Here is a 23267-nt window from a genome sequence, read left to right as displayed (position 1 = left end):
TAGGGTGGCGCGGGGGAAACCTGTCCCCGCGCCCTTCCGCCGATCAGAATTCCTGCGAGGTCGGACGCAGGACGATCTCGTTGATGTCCACCTCGTCGGGCTGCTCGATCGCATAGGCGATGGCGCGGGCCACGCTGTCAGACGGGATCGCCTGCTGGTAGAACTGCTGCACCGCCTCCGAGCTTTCCTCGTGGCTGGAGCCGTATTTCAGTTCCGAATCCACGGCGCCGGGTTCGATGCTGGTCGTGCGGATGTTCCCGCCCACCTCGGCGCGCAGGCCGTCGGTGATCGCGCGGACCGCGTATTTGGTCCCGGAATAGACGGTGCCGCCAGGCGCGAAGACCTTGATCCCCGCGACCGAGGACAGGTTGATGAAATGCCCCGACTGCTGCTTGCGGAACACGGGCAGCGCGGACGCGATGCCATAGAGGACACCCTTGATGTTGATGTCGATCATCTTGTCCCATTCATCGACCTTCGCCTCGTCCATGGGGGCGATGGCCATCAGGCCGGCATTGTTGACGATGACATCCATGCGGCCGAAACGTTCGACGGTGCGGTCCACCATCGTCTGGACCTGGGCGCGATCGGTCACGTCGGTCTGGATGACCTCGACCTCGGTGCCCTTGGCGCGCAGATCCTCGGCGATCGTTTCCAGCTTGTCCTGACGACGGGCGGCAAGCGCCAGCTTCGCGCCGCGTTCGGCCAGGTGACGGGCGGTAGCCTCGCCCAGGCCGCTGCTGGCGCCGGTGATCAGGACGACCTTGTTCTCGATGCTCATGTCGATTCCCCTTCGTTTGGTGATCGGGTTTCAGGGCAGCGAACCGATCGGGTGGGCCGTCGGGTCCATCACGGGATCGTGGGTCTGCACGGATATTCCCCAGATGCGGCACCGATGCGCAGGCAGCGCGCACAAATATCAGCCAGCCGACGAATCCTGCGTCATTTCCGGCACGCGGTTTTTGCGCCGAGGCAATTTTTTATCAAACAGTCAAAAAAACGGACAGCAGGAGACGTGACATGGAAATCGGCATCTTCCTTCCCATCGGCAACAACGGCTGGCTCATTTCCGAGAATGCCCCGCAGTACAAGCCCACCTTCGAGTTGAACAAGGAGATCACCCAGAAGGCCGAACAGCACGGACTGGATTTCGTGCTGACCATGATCAAGCTGCGCGGCTTCGGCGGCAAGACCGAGTTCTGGGACCACAACCTCGAGAGCTTCACGCTTATGGCGGGCCTGGCCGCGGCCACGTCGAAGATCAAGCTGTTCGCGACCGCCGCCACGCTGGTCATGCCCCCCGCCATCGTGGCCCGCATGGCATCGACCATCGACAGCATCTCGGGCGGGCGCTTCGGGGTGAACCTGGTCACGGGCTGGCAGAAGCCCGAATACGAACAGATGGGCATGTGGCCCGGCGACGAGTTCTTCGGCACGCGCTACGGCTATCTCGAGGAATACGCCCAGGTTCTGCGCGACCTGTGGGAAACCGGGTCCTGCGACATGAAGGGCGAGCATTTCACCATGAACGACTGCAAGCTGTCGCCGCAGCCGCAGGCGGACATGAAGATCATCTGCGCGGGGTCGTCCGATGCGGGGATGGAATTCTCGGCCAAGCACGCGGATTACAACTTCTGCTTCGGCAAGGGCGTGAACACGCCGCAGGCCTTCAAGGCGAACCCCGAACGCCTGATGGAGGCGACCGCCAAGACCGGCCGCGACGTCAAGACCTATGCGCTGTTCATGATCATCGCCGACGAGACCGACGAGGCCGCCCGCGCCAAGTGGGAACACTACAAGGCAGGCGCCGACCAGGAGGCGCTGGAATGGCTGGGCCTGCAGGCCGCAAGCGACACGAAATCGGGCAAGGACACCAATGTCCGCCAGATGTCGGACCCGGTTTCCGCCGTGAACATCAACATGGGCACGCTGGTCGGATCCTACGAGACCGTGGCCCGGATGCTGGACGAGGTGGCCGAGGTGCCGGGCACCGGCGGCGTGCTGCTGACCTTCGACGATTTCGTCAAGGGCGTCGACGATTTCGGCACCCGCATCCAGCCGCTGATGAAATCCCGCAACCCCGTCAAGCTGGCGGAAACCGCATGAGGACCGGCATGGAGATCACCGCAACCCCCGAGAATGTCAGCTTCAATCCGTCCGAAACCGCGCTGATCGTCGTCGACATGCAGAACGGCTATGCCACCAAGGGCGGCTATGTCGACCTGGCGGGCTTCGACCTGACCGGCGCGCGGTCCTGCATCGACAATATCGGCAAGGCCGTGAAGGCCAGCCGCGAGGCCGGCGTGCAGGTCGTCTTCCTGCAGAACGGCTGGGACCAGGGCTATTCCGAGGCCGGGGGTCCGGCATCCCCGAACCTGGCCAAGTCGAACGCCATGAAGACCATGCGCCGCCGCCCCGAATTGTGGGGGCAGCTGCTGGCCAAGGGCGGCTGGGATTACGACATCATCGACGAATTGCAGCCGCAGGAAGGCGACCTTCTGGTGCCCAAGCCGCGCTACTCGGCCTTCTTCAACACCTGGCTGGACAGCGCGCTGCGCTCGCGCGGCATCCGCAACCTGGTCTTCTGCGGCATCGCCACGAATGTCTGCGTCGAGAGCACGCTGCGCGACGGCTTCCACCTGGAATATCACTGTCTGATGCTGGACGACGCCACGCATCACCTTGGCCCGCAATACGTGCGCGACGCCTCGGTCTACAATGTCGCGACCTTCTTCGGATGGGTGGGCATGACCGGCGATTACTGCAGCGCGATCACCGCAACCCAACAGGAGAGCACCGATGCCTAAGACCCCGATCATCCCCGAAGGAAGCGGCAAGCCGCTGGCCCCGTTCCTGCCGGGCGTCCTTGCCGGCAACACCGTCTTCGTGTCCGGCACGCTGCCCTTCGACAAGGAGAACAACGTCGTCCATGTGGGCGATGCGGCAGCCCAGACCCGCCACGTGCTGGAGATCATCAAGTCGGTGGTCGAGAAGGCCGGCGGCACGATGGACGACGTGGTGATGAACAACATCTTCGTCACGGACTGGGCGAATTACGGCGCCGTCAACGAGGTCTATGCCGAGTATTTCCCCGGCGACAAGCCCGCGCGGTACTGCGTGCAGTGCGGCCTGGTCAAGCCCGACGCCCTGGTCGAGATCGCGACCATCGCGGTGCTGCCGGAATGAAGTACCGGCTGGAGGCATGCGGGCGCGAGGGCGCCCGCACGCTGGTCCTGTGTTCGGGGCTGGGGGGGGCTGCGGCCTATTGGACGCCGCATCTGGATGCCCTGAAGGCGATGGGCTTCGACCTGCTGCTGTACGATCAGCGGGGGACCGGCGCGAATACCGAGGCGCTGGGCCCCACGACCATCGCGGACATGGCCGACGACGTGCTGGAGGTCTGCGACGCGGCGGGGGTGGACCGCTTCGACCTGCTGGGCCATGCGCTGGGCGGGCTGGTGGGCTTCGACCTTGCCTGTCGCGCGGACAGCAGGCTGGACCGGCTGGTCGCGATCAACGCCTGGGGCCGGATCGACCACCACACCGCGCGCTGCTTCGACATCCGCATCGCCGCGCTGGACGGGCAGGGTCTGCCTGCATTTGCGGCACTCCAGCAGAATTTCCTCTATCCGCCGTTCTGGATCAGTGCGAATGCCGATCGTATCGAACATGATGTCGCCCATGCCGTCGCCCATTTCGCCGGGCGCGACAACCTGATCGCCCGCATCGACGCGTTGCGGGGCTTCGAGCTGCCGGACTGGCCCCGGAACGGGCCGCGCGTGCTGCTGATGGCCTCGGTCGACGATGCGCTGGTGGACGTGGCCCAGACGCACCGGCTGGCGGCGTCGATCCCGGGGGCGCAGGTCGTCGAATATCCGCAGGGCGGGCACGCCCTCAACATCACGGTCCAAGACCGTTTCGAGCAAGATCTGAAAGGTTTCCTCACCGATGACCGATAACGCGACACTGAAGGCTCCGCTGACCCAGGCGGCGCTGGACCAGCTTTTCTACGACGCGCGCAGCCAGAACGGCTGGCTGGACCGCCCCGTGGCCCCCGAGGTCCTCGAGAAGCTGTGGGAGATGGCCTCGCTCGGGCCGACCTCGGCCAATTGCGAGCCGGGCCGCTTCGTGTTCCTGACCACCCCCGAGGCTAAGGAACGGCTGCGCCCGCACCTGTCGCGCGGCAATACCGACAAGACGATGACCGCGCCCGTGGTCGTGCTGGCCGCCTTCGATGCCGAGTTCTACGAGAAGCTGCCGCAGCTGTTCCCGCATGGCGATGCGCGCAGCTGGTTCACCTCCAGCCCGGATCTTGCGCATGAGACCGCGTTCCGCAACGGCACGCTGCAGGCGGCATACCTGCTGCTGGCGGCGCGTGCCCTGGGGCTGGATGGGGGTCCGCTGTCGGGCTTCGATGCGGATGGCGTGAACGGCGAATTCTTCGCGGACGGGACGTGGAAGGTGAACTTCGTCATCAACCTGGGCTATGGCGATCCGTCGAAGGTCTGGGACCGCCTGCCGCGGCTGGCCTTCTCGGAAGGCTGCGAGGTCCTGTGATGGAGCAGGCAGATTTCCGCAACGCGATGGCCCGCATGGCGGCAGCCGTGAAGGTCGTCACCTCGGACGGGTCCGCGGGTCGCACCGGGTTCACCGCCACGGCCGTCTGCTCGGTCACCGATACGCCGCCGCGCCTGCTGGTCTGCCTGAACGGCGGGTCGTCGTCGCACCCCTTCGTCACGGGGAACGGTCGCTTCTGCGTCAACGTCCTGCCCGAGCGCACCGAGGACGTGGCGACCGGCTTCGGCGGCGCGCTGCCGCGCGAGGAACGCTTCGATCGCGGGTCCTGGTCGCGGACCGAGAACGGGCAATGGGCGCTGGACGGCGCCATTGCCAGCTTCGACTGCGTGATCGCCGAGACCTGCGAAAGCGGCAGCCACACGATCTTCATCGCGGATGTCGTCGGCTGCCGCGTCGCGGATGGCGGCCGCCCGCTGATCTATGCCGACCGCGTCTTCACCACCACCGCAACGGAGCCCGAGAATGCTTGACGCCAATGCAGCACCCGCCCGCTATGCCTTCGTCAAGGCGAACTGGCATGCCGACATCGTGTCACAATCGCTGACGGGCTTCCGCGAGGCGATCGGAGAGGGGGCCGAGATCGACGTGATCGACGTCCCCGGCGCGTTCGAGACGCCGCTGACGGCCAAGCGCCTTGCCGCGACGGGGCGCTACGACGCGGTGATCTGCGCGGCGCTGGTCGTCGATGGCGGGATCTATCGCCACGACTTCGTCGCGCAGGCCGTCGTCAACGGGCTGATGCAGGCGGGGCTGGAGACGGGCGTGCCGGTTCTTTCGGTGTCGCTGACCCCGCACCACTTCCAGGAAACCCCCGAACATGTGGGTTTCTTCCGCGAACATTTCGTCCGCAAGGGCCGCGAGGCCGCGATGGCCGCGCGCCAGCTTCAGTCCGTCACCGCGTGACGGACTGAAAATTCCTGCTTGCCGCAGCGGGCGGGAACGGGGCATTGCACCCCGCACCAACAGGAGAAATTCATGGCTGTCACGGAAACGATCGCGCGTTCCGGGCCCGTTCGCGACGGGCTGATCGAGGAATCCATTCTGCCCACCCAGTTGAACCAGAGGCCCATCTCGATGCTGGGCTATGCCTGGATGTTCGTGGGGATCGCGGTGATCATCGCGGGCTATTCGCTCGGGGCGGCGGGCGTCGGCGGGGGCGTGCCCCTGGGCACCGTCATGCTGACCATCTTCGCCGCCAACCTGCTGATCGGCGCGATCATGGTGCTCAGCGCCGATATCGGGACCGAGCACGGGCTGTCCTTCGCCGTCTATCTGCGCGCGCCCTTCGGCCTGCACGGCACGCATCTGCCCGCGATGACGCGCGGCATCGTGGCCGCCGCGTGGTTCGGGGTCCAGACCTATCTGGGGGCGCTGGCGCTGAACGGGATCGGGCAGTATTTTCTGGGCTTCGACAACTGGGCCGTCTGGTATGTCGCCTTCGCGCTGCTGCAGGTGATCAACACCGCCACCGGCATCAAGTCGGTCGAGCGTCTGGCCGCCCTTGCCGCGCCCGCGATCATCGCGATCTCGATCTGGATGTATTTCAAGCTGGAAGGCATCGCCCAGACCGAGGGGATCAACATCTGGAACTTCGACGCCACGGGCGAGATGACGCTGGTCGTGCTGTTCATCGCCAACCTGGGCTTCTGGTCCACCCTGGCCATCGACATCCCGAACCTGACCCGCTTCGTGCGGACCGAGCCGGGCGCCCGCAGCTTCTTCCGCCGCAATCGCGGGATCATGCTGGGCCAGCTGGTCGCGCTGCCCGTGACGCAGGCGCTGATCGCGGGCCTGGGCGCCGTGTCCTTCATCGCGACCGGCAACTGGAACCCGGTCGAGGTGATCCAGGGCGAGGGGCAGGGTCTGTCGCTGATCGTCCTGCTGGTGCTGGTGGTGCTGGCGCAGTGGTCGACCAACAACTCGGCCAACCTGATCCCCTCGGCGCTGACCTTCGTGAACCTTGCGCCGCGTGTCATCAACTACAAGATGGCCGTCGCGCTGGCCGGGATCGCGGGGACGCTGTGCTTCCCCTGGGCGCTGCTGGACAACCTGTTCGTGTTCCTCAGCTATTGCGGGGCGTTCCTGTCGGGGATCGGCGGCATCATGATCGCGGATTACTATGTCCTGCGCCGCCGTCGCCTGAACGTGCCGGACCTCTATCGCGCCGACGGGCAGTTCCGCTATGTCGCGGGCTTCAACCCGGCAGGGCTGATTGCCTGGATCGTGGCGGGCACGATCGCGGCGCTGGTGTCGGATTACAGCTTCGTCATCGGCTTCCCGATGGGCTTCGCGCTGTACCTGGTCCTGATGCGCGGCTGGGTCATGGCCCGCTTTGTCCAGGCAGAATGCGCCGCCGGTGCGGGTGACGAGTTCCTTGCCACCACCGCGGGCCGCAGCTGGGTGCATCTGGGTCAGGGCCGCTTCGACCGCCTGACCCCCGCCGAGACCGCAGGCCGCAAGGGCCGCGAGGACCTGTGACGCCCCAGCCCGCAGCCGCGATCACGTGGCTGCGGGTTTCCTCTTCGGCGGGATGGGAGCTGCCTTCGGGTCGATCCCGTGGCGGCTTAGCGCCTTTTCCATGAAGCTGCCGCGCCGCGGACGATTGTGCTCGGCCTCTTCCAAGCGAGGCTTCATGCGCCGTGCCCACATGTGGACGGCATAGGTATCGGGTGTCAGGAAGTCCTTCTCGATGTCGAAGCGGGACATGATCATCTTGTTCCGATCCTTGAACGAGATCGGATAGAACGCCTCGCGCGGGAGAGCATGCGACCATTCGCCAGTTTCGCGCAGGAAATGCGACAGTGCGCCCGGACCGGTAAGACCCCATTCCTGGTCGGCGAAATGGACCGGTTTGCCTCTCGCCTTGGCCGCCTGCAGTTCGTCCTGCTGCTCCTGTTTCAGCCATGGACCGATCGCATAGGGGTCCTTGACGAAATCCAGAAGCCCCTCGAGCGTTTTCGAATCCTGCGGCAACCGCATGATCGCGTTGCAGACCAGTTTCGGCTTCTCCAAACCGAACACGTAGGGGTTCGCAAAGTCGAAGGGCTTGACGCAAAGGACGTCCGCATCGACCCAGATGAAATCCGTCTGCTGCATCAGGTGCAGTCGCCACAGGTCCGCGTGGATGGCGGGGCTTCCTGTGCGACGGTGGCGGATGATCTCGTCGTCAGGAAAGATCTCGCGCGCATCGCGCAGTGTCACCCCGACCGGGGCGTTCGGGATTAGGTCATAACAGTAGACAAGCGTGTCATGCCCGGCATCCACGAAGGATTTGAGGCTGAGCTGTTCGAGCCAGGATAGGCGATCCCGAATTCACAAGGTTGCGATCGTGGGCAAGTTCGCGATAGGTCCGGGTCCTGCTGGCGGGCATTCCTTTTCTTCGGGGCAGTTTTGTTCCTGTCCGTCGTTGCAGGTCAACCGCCCATCGCAAGATCGTGGGTTTGGGATGCGCCGCAATTTGCGCGGACCCCCGCCCTCCGCGACCTGCGGGCTTTCGCCGCCGAGCACGCTGACGGGCTCGGTTGCGCCGCTGCGTTACTCGGCGCGGCTCCGGGCGTCCGCATCGCCCTGGCGGCGCTGGACGGCCTGTGCGAGCCCGGCCATTCTGGCGCGCGCACGATGCGTGCACTCGACGACCTCGTCGACCTGCTCATGCTCGAGCACGTGCAGGACCCGGGCCGGATCGAATCCATCTGCTTTGCGGCGCTCGATCCTGCCGAACCCGTCGTTGAAGAGATTTGTCTCCTCGCTGACGGCCTCGCGGGCGCGCGCGACGCCTATCGCGCGGAACTGGGCGATTCCGCGCATGCAGGGGAAGCGGCATGAGCCGGTCGCTCACGCTTCCCCGCTTCGCTGCACTCGTCGACGGTATCGAAATGACACCGGACCTGATCACCGGCCTCGTCACCGCGGCGCTTATGCAAGGCGATGTCGTGAAGACCGCGCTCTATGAGACCGTCATCCCGGACGTGGCGCCATCGAAACGGGCTTTCCCGAACGCGATTGCGCGCTCGATCAGCCGGGGCGAAATCTTCGACGACTCGTTCGCACGAGATCTCGAAACGCTCATCACAATGCTGGACGGGCAGATAAAGGACTGCACCCATGTCTACTGGAATGGTGACGAGAATCACGTGCGGGGCGGATACGAGTGCACATTCACGGAACCCGGTACGGCACCGTTGAAAGCGGCAGTGAGTGAACTGGATCTCCTGCACGATACTGTTCTCGCCTGTCTCAGCGCGTCGCGGGCGCTCCGAGAAACCACGGCTTTGATCGAGCAATGACCCTGCGCGGCGCCAGTCGATGGCGCCGCGTCTTGAGGGCCGCCTGGCTCAAGCCTGCGGTCGGATCACCGCCGCCGGCGTGTCGACCGCATCCTGATGCTACCCAATCCAACGTGCCGATTGACCTCGAGGCCCTAAGCGGCGCCGCTGGTTGCAAAGCTGACAACGTTGCCGACGACGGCACGCTCCTTGCGGTAGGGTGACGTTATGCCAGAAATGTCGATATCGATCGATTGGACCCATTCATCGAACTCCGCGATCGGCGAACCTTCCGGATCGTAATGATCCTCGGTGACGTCGTTGAGTTCGTGCCCCAACAGCCGCTTTCGGATCTCGAGAGGGCATTTCTTGCGCTTCAGGATCACGTTGAAATTAGTCCGCAGGGAATGAAAGTCCCGGCGCGGGTCGTAGACGCCTTCGGTAATCCGGTAGTTCGTGAACACCTTCGTGAACGTGCCGGACAAACGCGCCTTGGCCGCGCAACGCTCGATATTGGGAAACAGCCACTCCTGACCACTGGCTCGGCGCTCTTCCACCATTTGCAAAAGGCCCAGTTCGATCAAGTTGCGATGGATCGGGATGATGCGCTCCGCCGCCTCCGATTTCAAATGCTGGCCCTCGCCGTTCTGAACGCGGATCACCGGTATCCCGTCGATCTTGTCGAAGTCAGCAGTTTTAAGTTGCAAAACCTCTTCCATCCGAAGTCCCGCATGCGCTGAAATGAGCGTTGGCCAGAACACGGCATGGGGCGCGCCTCCCTGGGGCGATACGAAGGCGGTCGTCGCGAGCAGGTCAGGGAGTTTGTCCCCCCAGGCAAGGCGTGACATGTCCTTCTCCTCAGCTTTCAGCTTCTTGAGCTGCTTTGTTGTCCACAGGACTTTTCTCATCAGGTCATGCGGCACCGCCTTGTAGTCGGCAGCGAGACGGAAGACGAACTGGATGGCTTGCAGATGCCGGTAAACGGTGGCGACCTTCATTCGGACCAGGCGTGCTCGCGCCAGTGCTTGCTCGGCTTCCCCGCGGTTTAGGCCGCAGAACTCAATCTCGTTTTCCGCCAGCGCGATGTGGCTTGAAGGATCGAGCGAAACTCGAGCATCATCCGGTTGGTGTATTCGGACACCGGAAGGTCGCCGAGTGCCTCGACGAGAAGCTTCCGAGTCGATTTCCAATTTCCAAGGCTGTTCGTGACCCACCCGGGATTCTCCTCCCGTTTCTCGGTGATGGCGGCGGCGAACCAGTCGGAGAAAGGACTGCTTTCGTCCAGCTGAGAAATATCGACATGAAACGGATCGCCCGGGATGCCGGCACGTCGGACAATCGGCCGTGAAGCCGTTACGCCATCCGCGGGACCTGTGCCGACACTTGATTTCGGCACAGCCCTGTCGAGGGACCTGCCCGATGCCGGGGTGACGTCCCGCGGCGCCGCAGGTGCGCTTGCGAGATGCGGCTCATGGGGGCGTTCCGGGTTCGAGGACGCAACTTTATTCGTGGTGACAGTTGGGGCACCTGGGGGTGGTGGTAGCGGGACCTGACGTGGCGGATTGAAGAGATGACAATGCGCGTTGGCGGCGGTGAGCCCGATGGTTCTAAAGTCGCTCCGATAGACCCCGTTTTCGCGCCGGATGTTCTCTTCGGCGACCTCGACGAGTGCCCTGGCGCATCGCCGTGCGAGCCTCCGGTAGCTGTCCGTCTGTGGATCGATCGCGAGGCCGAGCCGAGTCAGTGTCCGGTCGAGGGGGGCATGCACCGCACCATAGTCATTGTAGATCAGGGCCGCGCGCAGCGTGTCGCGTGTAGCTTCATGAACCTGGATGGCGGCGGCGACGGCTTCTGCCGACCGGGGGCCGCAGGTCTCCCGCAGCGCCTCGACCGCTTCCACCTCGAAGCGCATGAGGTCGTCGATGACGCCCTCCATGTCCCGCTCTTCGCGCATTTCCGCTCCGCACACCTCTATCAGTCCGATGAGGTCGTCGGTGAACCGTCTTGCGATCGCGGCTCGCCGACGTCCCTCGGCGATCAGATGCGTCCGAAGTGAGAATGCGAAAAACGATTTGCGATAGAGAATCGTGACGCAGGAGGGCACGCGGCGGCGGAAGACAAGAGTCGCGCCTCTGCGAATGATGTAGGTGCCGGGTGCGGCCATGTGTGCGACCTTTTCGCGACTCTTGTGTCGCAGAGAGTGTCGCACCCACGGGATCTGACCGGATATTTCAGTCAGGCCCCTGAATTTGCCTAACTTTTTAGTTTATGGCTCCGGCGGTAGGGATCGAACCTACGACCAATTAATTAACAGTTATAGAAATCCGGTTTCACAGGCTTTCATGCCGTTTCACAATCTTTCAATAAAACACTGGTTTTGCTTTCATAATTGTATTTTTGGCCGGAATGCCTATCTTGTGGTTTCAATGATCGGTGGCGACTCGGTGGCGATTCCGCTCTCAAGTCGCCACCCGAAGCCCGGAGGCCGGAATGCCCGTCATCAAGATCGCCCGCCGCACCATCGCGGCAATCGAGACGCCCAAGAAGCCCGTCACCTATTACGATGACGCCTTGAAAGGCTTCGGGCTCCTCGTGCGCCCCTCGGGCTCGCGCTCGTGGATTTTGGAATATCGCCCGGGCGCCGGGGGGCGCGGCACGGCCAAGAAGCGCGTTGTGCTGGGCAACCCTGAGACCGTCACGCCGGAACAGGCCCGCGACATGGCGAAAGACCTCCTCGCCAAGGTGCGCCTCGGTGCCGATCCTGCGGCCGAACGCGCCGAGGCCCGGGCGGCTGACACCATTTCCGAGATCGCGGCCGAGTGGCTTTCCCGGCACGTTGAGCCCAAGCGCAAGGAGGCGACCGCGAAGCTGTATCGCGCTGTTCTCGATACCCACATTCTGCCCGCAATAGGCTCCCGGAAGGCTGTTACGTTGACCCGGAGCGACGTGGCGAAATTGCACGGGTCGATTGCCCGGAAAGCGACGGGCGCCAAGAAGGCAGGTGCGAAACGGACGGCCGCGCAGAAGACTCGCGGCGGCCCGATCATCGCCAATCGGGCGCTGGCGGTTCTCAAGGCAATGTTCTCGTGGGCCATTGACCTCGGCCTTCTCCCCGAGGGATCGCAGAATCCGGCGTCCGGTGTGGAGGCGTTCAAGGAGAAGGGCCGTGAACGGTTCCTTTCCTCGGAAGAAATGCAGGCCCTCGGCGCTGCTCTGACCCTAGCGAAAACCGAGGGGCTACCGTGGCAAGTGAACGAGGCAGCACCGGGCGCGAAGCACCTGACTGCGCCCGAGAACCGCCGTGCCCATTTCGACGTGCATTCGGTGGCGGCAATTCGGCTCCTTTTGCTGACCGGCGCCCGGGTTCGGGAAATCTTGGACCTGCAATGGGCGCATGTCGATTTCGGGCGGGGGATGCTCCGATTGCCCGACTCGAAGACGGGCGCCAAGGTGATCGTTCTGGGAGGGGCTGCGCTAGCCTTGCTGGACGGGCTGCCGCGCATCGGGCGTTATGTGATCGCCAGCACCTCGGCGGGGACCGAGAACGAGAAGCCCCGTGCAGACGTGAATCGCCTTTGGCGCGCGGTTTGCCGTGAAGCCGGAATCGAAGGAACGCGGTTGCATGATCTGCGCCACTCCAACGCGGCCGTGGGCGCCGGGGCGGGCCTAAGTCTGCACCAGATCGGCGCTTTGCTCGGACATTCGCAGGCGGCCACGACGAAACGTTACGCCCACCTTGCCGCCGATCCGCAGCGCCGTGCGGCTGATTTGATTGGAAACGAGGTAGCCGCCGCGCTCGGCTTGGGGGCGAAGGTGGTGCCGATTGACGGCAGGAAACGGGGGAAACAGGCATGACCCAGGAACACCCGCTGGGCGCGGTCTGCGGCCACGATGATCTTGCGCACCTGCCGCCCAAGGAGCGGGCTAAGATGCGGCGGCTGCGGGATTGGCTGGCCGCGCGTTCGTGGAAGCCTTCGCAGGCGATGGCGGTGCTGTGTGGCTATGATCCAGAGGTGGGGCGCAACACCGGGGGCGCCGATATGTCTTTCCTCCCCGGCGCAGATGATTTCTACGGAGTCCCGTTCGGTGCGCGCAAACCCGATGACCTGCGGCAACTGAATGCCGGACTCGAGGAGCAACACGGTTATATTGGCGGGCTGCGCCTGACTACCATGCCCCCCAAGGAGGCGATTGCGAAGACGGTTGCGGGCGGGGTGCCCATTCCGTGGCTTAAGATAGCCCGGGGTGATCCTGAATGCCGGAAATACCTGCCCCCCGAGGCACTGGACGCCTCGGCTGACACGCCGCACGTCCCGCTGATCGCAAGAGAAGTCGCCTCGCTCGGTGGCAAGGCAAAGCGCGACAAGGACCCCAAGAGGGCAGAGTTTTTCCCCATTGTCCGGCGGCTGGTTGCCAAAGGGAAAAGACCGCAAGAAGTTATTGGCTATTTGATTGACGAGTTCGGTGACAGGGAGGATCAGAAACGCCCTTCCGAAGCCACGGTTTATAGGTGGATCAAAGAGATCAAGGACGGGAGCGAAATGAGTCGGGATTTCGAGGGCTGAAAATTCTCAGTGCTTGCAGCAATAATACAAGTGCTTGCACTGGTTAGGTAATTCGGAAAGTTCATGCTGTGGTGTCCAGGTAAATCCCTGCCCGGAGCCTGAAATGCAAAACGAATCCCTTCCCCTTTATGTCAGCACCGATGACGCCGCGAAGATTCTCGGTCTCTCGCGCTCTTCGCTGGAAAAATACCGGCACTATCGGGACCTTGAAGGCCCTCCTTATGTCGTCTTCGGCCGTGGTGCGGTCCGGTATCATGTCCCCTCGGTCTTGGAGTGGGCGGAAGGCCGCACCGTTCGCCACGGGGCCGCGTGATGACCGAAGAACTCCTTGCAGTGGACCGCGACTGGTTTGATGCCCACCCGGGCCGCAGTTTCCGCATTCGCCGGATGATCCCGGGAGAGTTCTTTCCTGATCCGCGCGACCAGCCGGTGCCGAAAAAGGGAGAAACGCTTGCCGTTGCGATCATGCGTTCGGCCGCTCTTGCCGCCAATGCAAGAGCGAATTTTCCGGTCGCACCGCGTGGCAAAGCGCATTTTACCCTCGTCCAGAAACTTGAGGAAGGAGTGCGGGCGAGATCGCACTTGATCTTGAGCGACCAGCTTGAACCGGAGACGGTTTCCGATGGCGCAGCCGAGGCTATCGCCGTTCTGCACGGCAAAGTCTGGGGATGGTGAATGATACCCCGCGCCGAACTCCCCACCTACGCCGTCCGGTTGCACCACGAACAGCAAGGCGATGTTGTCGTTTTCGTTGAGCCGTGCCCAGTCTGTGGAATCCGCCACACCCACGGCGCGGACGAAGGACTGCTTGTGGGGAAACCGAGCTACCGCGCGGCACATTGCCGGGCTTCGATGCTTCGTCACCGGCGCGATCAGCACACCGGCCGCCACCTGTGTGGCTATTCCCTGTCGCTCGAAAAAGAAAAGTGAAACGCCCGGGCGTTGGGACCGCCCGAGCGCAAAAGTGTGGAAAATCAGAATGCATATGAAGAATACTTCTCGGGCCGCGCCCGATCAAGAGTCGAGTCTCCGGCCTGCGGACGCGCCTCTCCGCTACACGATTTTTCCCGACGAAACGGGGGGTCGAAAGGTCGAGAAAGTCGAAACGCTGAAAGAACTCGCCGCGCGCATCCCCGGAACCTCGGCCGAGGCGAAAGGATTCCTGCCGTTTCTGAAGCTGGCGCGTTTCGGTGATACGACCGCGCTTTCGCCTTCGGGGCATTCGTATCGCTGTGACGCAAACGTGCTCGAAGTGTCCGGGATTGAGGGCGACTATGACGCAGGCGAGATCACGCCGGAGACCGCCCGGGACGCTTTCCACAAAGCTGGCGTTCTGGCCTTGGTCTACACTACGCCGAGCCACTTGAAGCCCGGCAAAGGCAACCGCTTCCGTCTTGTGCTCCCTTTCAGCCGCCCCTTGCCGCCCGATATACGGTTTAACATGGCAGCGCGGATGAATGGTGTTCTTCAAGGCGTTTTGGCGGACGAGTCCTTTCGGCTCTCGCAGGGGTTCTATTTCGGGTCCGTCGAAGGCGAAGCGACGGTGAGGACTTTGCTCGTTGACGGACCCCGGTACATAGACGAGGCCGACGACTTGGATGCGCTGGCAATTGGTCCGAGCCGTCCGCCCAGCGCCATGCTTTCCGAGGCGCCGCAGGAAGCTGTTGACCAGTCGGGGGTTTCCGACGCGGTAGCCCACGCCCTGACGATGCTTGATTGGGCCAAGGCCCGGATTGTCGAGGCCGCAGAGAAGGGCCTTTCTCGCACCGGAGAAATTCATCGGCAAGCCGTTCACCTCGGAGGGTATGTTGCGTGCAGTGTCCTTTCTGAAGAACAGGCGCGGGAGGCGTTGACGGCAGCGGCAGATGAGGTGGGCTATATGGCCGACTATTCCTCCCGCGATCTTGAGCGCCACATCAGCAATGGCCTCAATTCGGGCATGGCTCGGCCGCTGCCGTGGTGTGATCCTCTGGCGGACTTTGACGATATTGAAACCAGCATTCCGGCGAATGAACTCGCAGGCATAGAAGACCTTGTTGGGGCGACGACGGCCGCTCCGGCGTCCAAGGTCAGGAAGCCCGAGGTTGACCGCGCGACGGCGCGGATGAACGAGCGTCACGCGGTGGTGCGCCACGGTGCCAAGACTTGGATTGCGGATTTCACGGGGGACCAGATCGAACTTGGGCCGGTGGAAGGGCTGCACGCCCTTTACGCGAATGATCTGGTGCCCGCCGGGGCCAAGGGGGCGATGGTTCCGGTTTCCAAGCACTGGATCACCTCCCCCGGGCGGCGCACCTATCACAGTATTGTCTTTGATCCGAGCGGCAGCGCCCCCAAGAGTGCGCTCAATCTCTACTCCGGCCTTGCCGTGCAGCCTGACCTGAAAGGCTCGTGCGAGAGGATTGTCGCGCACGTTCGGGATGTGATCGCGGCGGGGAACGAAGCGCATTTCCGGTATGTCATCGGGTGGCTTGCGGACCTCGTGCAGAACCCCGGTCGGAAGCCCGGAGTTGCCCTCGTGCTGCGTGGCGGCAAGGGAGTGGGCAAGGACACGCTGGCCGAGATCATGGGGCGGATGATTGGCCGCAAGCACGTTGCCCACATCATCCGGGCCGATGACCTGACCGGGCGGTTCAACGCTCCCTTCGCCACTGCGCTCCTCGTCCACGTCGAGGAGGCGTTTTGGTCGGGCGACGTGAGCAAGAAGGGCACCCTTCAGGCGCTCATCACCGCACGCACCCAGCCCATCGAACGGAAGGGGGTTGATCGGATCGAAGTCGACTCCTTTCTGCGCGTGTTGATGACGACCAACGATGAATGGGCAGTTCCGGCCTCGGAGGATGAGCGCCGCTATGCGGCCTTTGACGTTTCGGACGTTCATCAGCGCGAGGCCGGATGGTTCGGCCCGCTTTATGATGAGATCGAAGGGGCCGGACCCGCCGCGTTTCTTGCATATCTCCTTTCGGTTGACCTTGCCGGGTTCGACGTGCGCGACGTTCCGCAAACCGAAGCCCTGCGGGATCAGAAAATCGCCTCGCTTCGGGGCGTGGAACTCTGGTGGTTCGAGGTGTTGGAAAAAGGGGATGCGGCCGAGTTCGAGGATTTCGGGGATTGGTCTGATCCGATCACTGTGAAAAAGGAGGCGGTGAGGGCGAGCTATAAGGCTGCATTGCGTGAAAGGCGGTTTGGCGGTGATCCCGTTGTCGAGTCGGTCTTCACCAAAGATTTGAAGCGGCTCTTGGGTGACGAACTGGCCGAAAGGCGGCCCCGCGTTGATGGGAAGCCCGGTGCGCGTGTGTTTGTCTTCCCTTCGCTGGCTGATTGTCGTGCGAAGTTCGAGCGGTGGCTTGGGGCTCGGGTGCAGTGGGGTGATACTGACGCCGGGGTGGACGATGACCCGGAAGCCGATGCACTGATATGATGCGCAACCCGGGCTGCGGTGTTCCCCGTTTGTCGTGGTGGATTGTCCAAGGCGGGGTTTACCGGCTTTCCCAGCGTTCCCGGCTTTACTGCCGTTCCCGAACTTCCGGCTATTACTTCGGGGTGATCCGGGTGCTCCGGGCAGTGATCCGGGTGAATATGTCTGTAACCCATTGTTTTTGTTCGGGTGATCCAGGTGATCCGGGCGATCCGCCGTTTTCTGGATATCTTTTATTTATGCTTCTCTACGCCCCTGTTCTCCGGGGGGGTGTTCTGTGCAAACGAATTCCTCAGACGATTTGCCTTTTTACTTGGATCACTTGGATCACTTGGATCGGGGGCATGTAAGGCATTGAAATGTAGGGTTTTTGTGTGATCCGGGTGAAGCGTCCCGATCCGGGCTGACCCGGATCACCCGGACTAACCCCAAGGCGCTGGGCCGCCGCTCTACCGTGGCTGGCTGTCCGGGTGCTGCTCAAGGGCTTGCCGACTTTCCCAGCATTCCCGGCTTTACCGTGACGGGTCCTTACCGGCGGGTGGGAATGCGGGTAACGCGGAGCCCCGGTCTTTCCCGCTGCACAGAAAATTTTGAATCAGAAACCCGGTTCCCCTCGATTCTAAAAAATCTTGGCTAAAACTCATGTCTTTCGAAAAAACTTCGCGAACCGGGGCTCCGCGAACCCCCTGACGATCCCCACCCCCTCGGAAGGACCCGAGCGACCTTGGGCACCCTGCCGCCGTAATGTTCCACTAACCCGGGCATGTGGAATTGCCCGGCTCTTGATCGTCACCCTGGGGAGGAGAACAGACCGAATGACCGAACGCACCAAAGTTCTCCCACTCCCGACACACCGGATGCTCAACCGCGCCGAGGCCGCCGCCTATGTCGGTGTATCGGTGAATACGTTCGGCCGCATGATTGCGGACAGGTTGATGCCCGGGCCGATCCGTGTTTACGGGCGAGTCCTCCGAGATGTGCGCTCGCTCGACTCTGCAATAGACGCCTTGCCGGGCAACGATTGGGGCGACGAGGTAAACGAGTGGGACGAGGTGACACGCTTGCCCGGTTGGGACTGCCCCACTTGCAGCGCGATCGGGCTGCCGCCTCGCCCGTGCCCAGCGCACGAAGCACCGACAATCAATTGTTTACTTGGGTCGCGCAGTCTTCGACCGGAAATTCCGCTTTTGTTCTTGTTTATGCGTGTCGAATGTTGCAAGAATGAAAAAAATCGACCCAGATGGACCGCCCAAATGCTTGATGAACCCCGTTCCGACTTTTCGAGGCTGCGCGAGCGCGCGGGCCTGTCTGTGGAGGCGCTGGCGCCCCTGATGGGCTATTCGCCTGCAACCCTCTACCGTTGGGAGCGGGGCGAGGCCATGCCCCGGCAAGCGGCTCTCGTGGTGCTGGAAGACCTCGTGAACAAGCGCGGCGCGACCGAGCCCGAGAAGCCCGCCTTCCGGTTCATTGACCTGTTCGCAGGCATTGGCGGGATTCGCCGTGGGTTCGAGCCCTTGGGCGGCAAGTGCGTCTTCACCTCTGAATGGGACCGCTTCGCCAAGACGACCTATGCGGCGAACTTTCCCCATGACGATCACGAGATTTCAGGGGACATTACCAAGACTGAGGCGAAGGACATTCCCGAGCATGACCTTCTGCTTGCGGGCTTCCCGTGCCAGCCGTTCAGTATCGCGGGCGTGAGCAAGAAGAACGCGCTGGGCCGTGCCCACGGCTTCGCGGACGAGACGCAGGGGACGCTTTTCTTCGATGTGGCCCGGATCATTTCCGAGCACCGGCCGAAGGCGTTCCTGCTTGAGAACGTGAAGAACCTTGTGAACCACGACAAGGGGCGCACGTTCGAGGTGATCATGCGCACCCTACGCGACCTCGGCTATCACGTCCCGACGCCGCGCGTGGTCAATGCCAAGGGCTATGTACCCCAGCACCGGGAACGCATCCTGATTGCCGGGTTCCGGGAGGAATGCGATTTCTCCTTTGACGATCTGGACGTGCCTTCGCCGCTCAAAGGGCCGAAGCTCGGGACGATTCTGCACCCCGAAGACGGCACCGAGAAGGGGCCGGACAAGCACTATACGGATGCCAAGGGCCGGGTGAGCGACAAATACACCCTGACCGATCACCTTTGGCGGTATCTGCAAGACTATGCGGCCAAGCACCGGGCGGCCGGGAACGGGTTCGGCTTCGGGCTCGTGGGCCGGGGAGACGCGGCGCGCACCCTCTCGGCTCGCTATTACAAGGACGGCTCGGAAATCCTGATTGACCGGGGTGAGGGGCAGAACCCGCGCCGCCTGACCCCCCGGGAGTGCGCCCGCTTGATGGGGTTCGACAAGCCCGGCGAGTCCAAGTTTATCATCCCGGTTTCCGACACGCAGGCTTACAAGCAGTTCGGCAACTCGGTGGCCGTGCCGGTAATCGAAGCGGTGGCGCGGCACATGCTGCCTTATATCGCGGCCGAGGCGGCGCAGGATCAAGAGCACCTGCAAAGGAGGTTGCCCCTCGTTGGCTGACGTGGTGGACGCCGCGACCCGCTCCCGGATGATGGCGGGAATCCGGGGCAAGGACACGCGGCCCGAAATGATCCTGCGGCGCGGGCTCCATGCTCGGGGCTTCCGCTACAGGCTGCATGACCGGCGCTTGCCCGGTTCCCCCGATCTGGTGTTTCCCGGGCGCCGCGCGGTGATCTTCATTCACGGTTGCTTCTGGCACGGGCACGGCTGCCACCTCTTTCGGCTGCCCGCCACGCGGCGCGAGTTCTGGGAGGCGAAGATAGAGGGCAACCGCGCCCGGGACGAGGCCGCCGAGGCCGCCCTTCTGGCCGATGGGTGGCGGGTGCTGACGATCTGGGAATGCGCCCTCAAGGGGCGGGAGCGGCTGCCTGTGGACGAGGTGCTTGACCGGGCGGCGGATTGGCTGGCCAATGGCCCGATAGAAGAAACGATTGCGGGAGGGGCGAATGGCGGTTTCTGATTTCACGGATTGGCTCGGGGTTTTCTGCGCGCCCGGTGTGGCCCTTTTCGTGAAACGCCTTTCGGGCAATGACACACTCGCCAACGGCGCGCATCAAGCAGGCCCCTATATCCCGAAAGACTTCCTGTTCCGTATCTTCCCGATGATCAACCGGACGGACGAGAAGAACCCCGATCACCGCTTTGAACTTGCCGTCGATTCCCACATGGACGCCCGGGAAGCGCGGGTGATCTATTACAACTCGAAGCGCCACGAGGGGAAACCGAACGGCCGCGACGAAACCCGGTTGACCAATTTCGGGGGCGGTGCCTCGGCGCTTCTGGACCCGGAAAGCACGGGCGCGCTTGCGGTCTTCGCCTTCCCGCTGGACGAGAACGGCGCCGCGACAAGCTGCCATGTCTGGGTGTGCCGCCACGAGACCGAGGAGGATATTGCCGAGGAGCGGTTCGGGCCGATTGAGCCCGGGCGCTTCGTCATGTGGTCCCCCGAACAACCCGGGCTGTTTCCACCCTATGCCGCCGGGCGCGCGAGTTGCTGGCTTGAACCGGCCGAGATTCCGCCTGCATGGCTGGCGCAGTTTCCGACCGGGGCCGAGATCGTGCGCAAGACGGTGGAGCTTCGGCCGGAGCACGGCACCCCGCCCGACAAGCGGCTTCTTCGCCGCCGCGAATGCGAGTTTGAAATATTCCGCAGCGTGGAGGAGGCGATAGAGCTTCCCGCGATCAAGGTGGGCTTCACCACCCTGGACGATTTTATTTCCCGCGCGCAGACCGTCCTTCAACGGCGCAAGGCGCGCTCGGGGCGCTCGCTTGAACTGCACACCCGGGAAATCCTGCTGGAAGAACGGTTCCGGGAGGGCGCAGATTTCGAGCACGGGCCGCAATCGGAGCCGGGCAAGCGGCCGGACTTCCTGTTCCCATCGCAGGCGGCCTATCGTGACCCGAGCTTTCCGGCGGCCCGATTGCGGATGCTCGCCACCAAGACCACCTGCCGCGACCGCTGGCGGCAGGTTATGAACGAGGCAGACCGGATTCCTGTGAAGCACCTCCTGACCTTGCAGGAGGGCGTTTCCGAGGCGCAGTTCAGAGAAATGACGCAGGCGAATGTGCAGCTTGTGGTGCCCGAACCGCTAATCGGAAAATTCCCTGCGAGCATCCGCGCGGATATTCAGACACTTGAGAGCTTCATGGGCGACTTGCGCTTGATCGTCCCGGCCTGATCACCCCGCCTGATTTCCGGCGGATCACTCATCCTTTTTCTTACTCGCCTCGGACCCTTTGCCGATGGCTACACCCGCAGTGAATGTAAATGCGGTGCCAATAATCTTCAGAGCATCCGAAATCCAAGGGCGATCAGCGAATGCGCCAACACCAAACAGGAATAGTAGAAGAAGCAATAGAGAGACGGAAAGGATGATGGAGGCGGCGTGACCTTTGTCGTCGGTCCCATACTCGATACCCCAGCGGCAGAACCGGAAAACCTGATGCGGCGCGCCGTTCGGAATGAATAGCGGCCCCGTCTGGGTATATTTGTCAGGGTCTTCAGAGTTGACTGCCGCCGGTGGTAAAACAACCGGCGGCTTGTGTTTAGTTGGTTCTTGCACCGTCAATCTTAGCCTTGAAAACGTCTCGAATAACTTCGATGGGAATAAGCGGCTTGTCCGAGAGGTCGCCGCCGCGAAGGTCTTTGATGATGGTCCAAGGCTCCCTGGGTGCGTGGGTCGCGTTGGACAGTGCAATCCCGGTATAGGGCTTGTGAACTTCCCAAATTTCTTTGAGGAAATTCGCTACATCGCCCTCCGGCCTGGCGGGTTCCGCCATTCGGAAATCGAAGAAATTTGGGCCGTTCTTCACAAGCCTTGTCGCGCGTTGGCCTGTGATCGGGCCGCGTCCGGCAGACTTGAAGTCACCGTAAAGCTCTTTGACAACGGGACCCCACGGCCACGCGAATAGATCCTCCTCGAAAAGAGGAGAATCATTCTGGGCGAGCCACCAAGCCTGCGCGTAGTACACAAGCTTGTATAGCTTCATCTGGTCGATGCGCGGGAAGTTTCCAGCGTCTGCGGCTTGAAGGTCTAGGAAGGCGTTGGCCACAGCCGCCGCCGATGTCGGGGCAGAACTAGCAGTCATGTTGTCCTCCAATTCGTGGGGAAGTTGTCCACAGCTTACCCACATCCTAGCATAGTTTCTTTATAGATGGTGTTTGTGCCACGCAATCGTCAAGTTTTTCGTCGCAATCGGCGCGCTGCATCCCGGTTTGATGCTGTTGACCGACGTCATGGCCTCGTTAGCGGCATAAGGACCACGCCTGACTCTGGCTTAGGCGTGATCTGCGCAGATAGCGGCGAATTTTGGCGCCGTGGCGACTCCGTGGCGATTCAGACCAAAAGGCGAGAGTCCGCCTGAAGCGACCTACTGCCTATGCCTCTGATTTTATTTAGATTTTTTGGCTCCGGCGGTAGGGATCGAACCTACGACCAATTGATTAACAGTCAACTGCTCTACCGCTGAGCTACGCCGGAACACGAGGCGGGGTATAGCCATAGTGGCCGGGGCTGTCCAGAGGGGGCGCGACAGTTTTTTCACGACATCGCAAAAAAACTGTCGCGGGCGATTTCCCCTTGCGTTTCAACGGCTCCGACATGGTGCAGCGCGATCAGATGGGCCAGCACGTTGCGCTCGGCCGCGGGAAGAAGGTGGTCGGGAATGTCGTAGATGCGCCGCGCGAGGCCCTCGGCGGAATCGCCGCCCTCGCGCAGGGCCGCGATGATCTGGCGGCTGCGTTGGCGGCGGTGGCGGGCCAGCTCGGCCAGGCGCGGGGCAGGGGCCTCGATCGCGTCGCCATGGGTCGGCAGCAAGCGCCGCGCGCCCATCTGACCCAGCCGGTCGAGCGAGCGGAAATAATCGCCCAGATCGCCGTCCGGCGGAGAGATCAGCGTCGACGACCAGCCCATCACCAGATCGCCGCAGAAGACCGTATCGCCCCAGGCGAAGCACAGATGCCCCGCCGCGTGGCCCGGCATGTGCAGCGCGGTCAGCGTCCAGTCGGGGGTGCTGACCTGTTCTCCGTCGCGCAGGCGACGGTCGGGAACGAAGTCCTCGTCCAGCCCCTCGCCGCCGCTGAGAAGCCCGGTCGCCGCAAGGCGCTGCATCACGGGAGAGCGTCCCTCGGTCGCGGTGCCGAAGGCCAGGACCTCGGCCCCGGTCAGTCGCGCCAGCCGGGCCGCGCCCGCGCTGTGGTCGCGATGGGCATGCGTCACCAGGATGTGCCCGATCCGGTCGCGGCCCGCGCGGGCCACCGCCTCGATATGGTCGGGATCGTCGGGGCCGGGGTCGATGACCGCGACGTGATCCCGCCCGATCAGGAAGGTCGTGGTTCCCGGCCCGGTCAGGGGCGAGGGGTTTGGCGCAAGGATGCGCAGCGGCTCTTTCACGGGCTGGTCCATCGCGCTAG

The 23267-nt window shown here is 63.1% G+C and carries 24 protein-coding genes and 1 tRNA gene; 17 read left to right on the top strand and 8 right to left on the bottom strand.

All coding sequences use genetic code 11. The features are described from left to right. Positions 1–43: 43 nt before the first annotated feature. Positions 44–781 (bottom strand): SDR family oxidoreductase, encoded by a 738-nt coding sequence (locus tag F804_RS0111050; RefSeq protein ID WP_022707811.1) that lies wholly within the window; start codon positions 779–781, stop codon positions 44–46. Positions 782–1020: 239 nt separating this feature from the next. Here F804_RS0111050 and rutA point away from each other — a divergent pair, with 239 nt between their 5' ends. The 8 genes from rutA to F804_RS0111010 all read left to right on the top strand — a co-directional run bounded on the left by rutA (position 1021) and on the right by F804_RS0111010 (position 7056). Beyond that, positions 1021–2106: a pyrimidine utilization protein A gene (gene rutA / locus F804_RS0111045; protein ID WP_022707810.1), complete on the top strand. Its 1086-nt coding sequence runs from the start codon at positions 1021–1023 to the stop codon at positions 2104–2106. A gap of 8 nt (positions 2107–2114) precedes the next feature. Next, complete coding sequence (locus tag F804_RS16310; RefSeq protein WP_022707809.1) at positions 2115–2807, top strand: isochorismatase family protein; 693 nt, start codon at positions 2115–2117, stop codon at positions 2805–2807. After that, positions 2800–3186 (top strand): pyrimidine utilization protein C, encoded by a 387-nt coding sequence (rutC, locus tag F804_RS0111035; RefSeq protein WP_022707808.1) that lies wholly within the window; start codon positions 2800–2802, stop codon positions 3184–3186. Before F804_RS16310 ends, rutC begins: the two co-directional genes overlap by 8 nt. After that, positions 3183–3959, top strand: a complete 777-nt coding sequence (gene rutD, locus F804_RS0111030; RefSeq protein WP_022707807.1) for a pyrimidine utilization protein D — start codon at positions 3183–3185, stop codon at positions 3957–3959. The genes rutC and rutD overlap by 4 nt, the downstream gene beginning before the upstream one ends. Then, positions 3949–4557, top strand: a complete 609-nt coding sequence (locus F804_RS0111025) for a malonic semialdehyde reductase (protein ID WP_022707806.1) — start codon at positions 3949–3951, stop codon at positions 4555–4557. Before rutD ends, F804_RS0111025 begins: the two co-directional genes overlap by 11 nt. Continuing rightward, entirely contained in the window at positions 4557–5048 is a 492-nt protein-coding gene (locus tag F804_RS0111020) for a flavin reductase (protein WP_022707805.1), read from the top strand. The genes F804_RS0111025 and F804_RS0111020 overlap by 1 nt, the downstream gene beginning before the upstream one ends. Then, entirely contained in the window at positions 5041–5481 is a 441-nt protein-coding gene (locus F804_RS0111015) for a 6,7-dimethyl-8-ribityllumazine synthase (RefSeq protein ID WP_022707804.1), read from the top strand. Before F804_RS0111020 ends, F804_RS0111015 begins: the two co-directional genes overlap by 8 nt. Before the next feature lie 72 nt (positions 5482–5553). Next, complete coding sequence (locus F804_RS0111010; RefSeq protein ID WP_022707803.1) at positions 5554–7056, top strand: NCS1 family transporter; 1503 nt, start codon at positions 5554–5556, stop codon at positions 7054–7056. A 21-nt stretch (positions 7057–7077) separates the two neighbouring features. On the opposite strand, the gene F804_RS16305 is transcribed toward F804_RS0111010, so the two are convergent. Further along, positions 7078–7779, bottom strand: coding sequence for a hypothetical protein (locus F804_RS16305; protein ID WP_022707802.1), 702 nt, complete (start codon positions 7777–7779; stop codon positions 7078–7080). A 189-nt stretch (positions 7780–7968) separates the two neighbouring features. On the opposite strand from F804_RS16305, the gene F804_RS17395 reads away from it, so the two are divergent. Both F804_RS17395 and F804_RS0110995 read left to right on the top strand, forming a co-directional pair. Continuing rightward, positions 7969–8403: a hypothetical protein gene (locus F804_RS17395; protein ID WP_156845236.1), complete on the top strand. Its 435-nt coding sequence runs from the start codon at positions 7969–7971 to the stop codon at positions 8401–8403. Continuing rightward, the gene (locus tag F804_RS0110995) at positions 8400–8864 is read left to right on the top strand and encodes a hypothetical protein (protein ID WP_022707800.1); all 465 of its coding nucleotides are present in this window, start codon (positions 8400–8402) and stop codon (positions 8862–8864) included. The genes F804_RS17395 and F804_RS0110995 overlap by 4 nt, the downstream gene beginning before the upstream one ends. Positions 8865–8998: 134 nt before the next feature. Here the strand turns inward: F804_RS0110995 and F804_RS16990 are convergent, their stop codons facing one another. Next, positions 8999–9841, bottom strand: a complete 843-nt coding sequence (locus F804_RS16990) for a site-specific integrase (protein WP_022707799.1) — start codon at positions 9839–9841, stop codon at positions 8999–9001. A gap of 47 nt (positions 9842–9888) precedes the next feature. Then, positions 9889–11007 (bottom strand): DUF6538 domain-containing protein, encoded by a 1119-nt coding sequence (locus tag F804_RS17390; RefSeq protein ID WP_022707798.1) that lies wholly within the window; start codon positions 11005–11007, stop codon positions 9889–9891. Positions 11008–11333: 326 nt separating this feature from the next. Here F804_RS17390 and F804_RS0110980 point away from each other — a divergent pair, with 326 nt between their 5' ends. The 7 genes from F804_RS0110980 (at position 11334) to F804_RS17195 (ending at position 21033) form a co-directional block, all read left to right on the top strand. Next, positions 11334–12698, top strand: a complete 1365-nt coding sequence (locus tag F804_RS0110980; RefSeq protein ID WP_022707797.1) for a site-specific integrase — start codon at positions 11334–11336, stop codon at positions 12696–12698. Then, positions 12695–13408, top strand: coding sequence for a cytochrome c-type biogenesis protein (locus F804_RS0110975; RefSeq protein WP_022707796.1), 714 nt, complete (start codon positions 12695–12697; stop codon positions 13406–13408). The genes F804_RS0110980 and F804_RS0110975 overlap by 4 nt, the downstream gene beginning before the upstream one ends. Before the next feature lie 312 nt (positions 13409–13720). Further along, the gene (locus tag F804_RS17385) at positions 13721–14083 is read left to right on the top strand and encodes a hypothetical protein (RefSeq protein WP_156845235.1); all 363 of its coding nucleotides are present in this window, start codon (positions 13721–13723) and stop codon (positions 14081–14083) included. A 304-nt stretch (positions 14084–14387) separates the two neighbouring features. Next, positions 14388–16829, top strand: a complete 2442-nt coding sequence (locus F804_RS16985) for a primase-helicase family protein (protein ID WP_051142365.1) — start codon at positions 14388–14390, stop codon at positions 16827–16829. 812 nt (positions 16830–17641) lie between these two features. Then, complete coding sequence (gene dcm, locus F804_RS0110955; RefSeq protein WP_281166823.1) at positions 17642–19354, top strand: DNA (cytosine-5-)-methyltransferase; 1713 nt, start codon at positions 17642–17644, stop codon at positions 19352–19354. A 1-nt stretch (position 19355) separates the two neighbouring features. Beyond that, a complete protein-coding gene (locus F804_RS0110950) occupies positions 19356–19814 on the top strand; it encodes a very short patch repair endonuclease (RefSeq protein WP_425413874.1) in 459 nt (152 codons plus the stop codon). Then, positions 19801–21033, top strand: coding sequence for a type II restriction endonuclease (locus F804_RS17195; RefSeq protein ID WP_022707790.1), 1233 nt, complete (start codon positions 19801–19803; stop codon positions 21031–21033). Before F804_RS0110950 ends, F804_RS17195 begins: the two co-directional genes overlap by 14 nt. Before the next feature lie 24 nt (positions 21034–21057). Here F804_RS17195 and F804_RS17380 read toward each other — a convergent pair whose 3' ends face one another. The 4 genes from F804_RS17380 to F804_RS0110925 form a co-directional block, all read right to left on the bottom strand. Continuing rightward, positions 21058–21423 carry a hypothetical protein gene (locus F804_RS17380; protein ID WP_156845234.1) on the bottom strand — a complete coding sequence of 122 codons (366 nt, stop codon included), beginning with the start codon at positions 21421–21423 and terminating at the stop codon, positions 21058–21060. Further along, positions 21401–21907 carry a Panacea domain-containing protein gene (locus tag F804_RS16980; RefSeq protein WP_211214621.1) on the bottom strand — a complete coding sequence of 169 codons (507 nt, stop codon included), beginning with the start codon at positions 21905–21907 and terminating at the stop codon, positions 21401–21403. The genes F804_RS17380 and F804_RS16980 overlap by 23 nt, the downstream gene beginning before the upstream one ends. A gap of 353 nt (positions 21908–22260) precedes the next feature. Further along, positions 22261–22335 (bottom strand) — tRNA-Asn (locus tag F804_RS0110930). A gap of 60 nt (positions 22336–22395) precedes the next feature. Next, entirely contained in the window at positions 22396–23259 is an 864-nt protein-coding gene (locus tag F804_RS0110925) for an MBL fold metallo-hydrolase (RefSeq protein ID WP_022707788.1), read from the bottom strand. Positions 23260–23267: the final 8 nt, after the last annotated feature.

This window comes from Paracoccus zeaxanthinifaciens ATCC 21588, from assembly GCF_000420145.1.
GTDB lineage: Bacteria > Pseudomonadota > Alphaproteobacteria > Rhodobacterales > Rhodobacteraceae > Paracoccus > Paracoccus zeaxanthinifaciens.
Note: the sequence above shows the minus strand (reverse complement) of the source record. Positions and strands in the feature narration are given on the sequence as shown.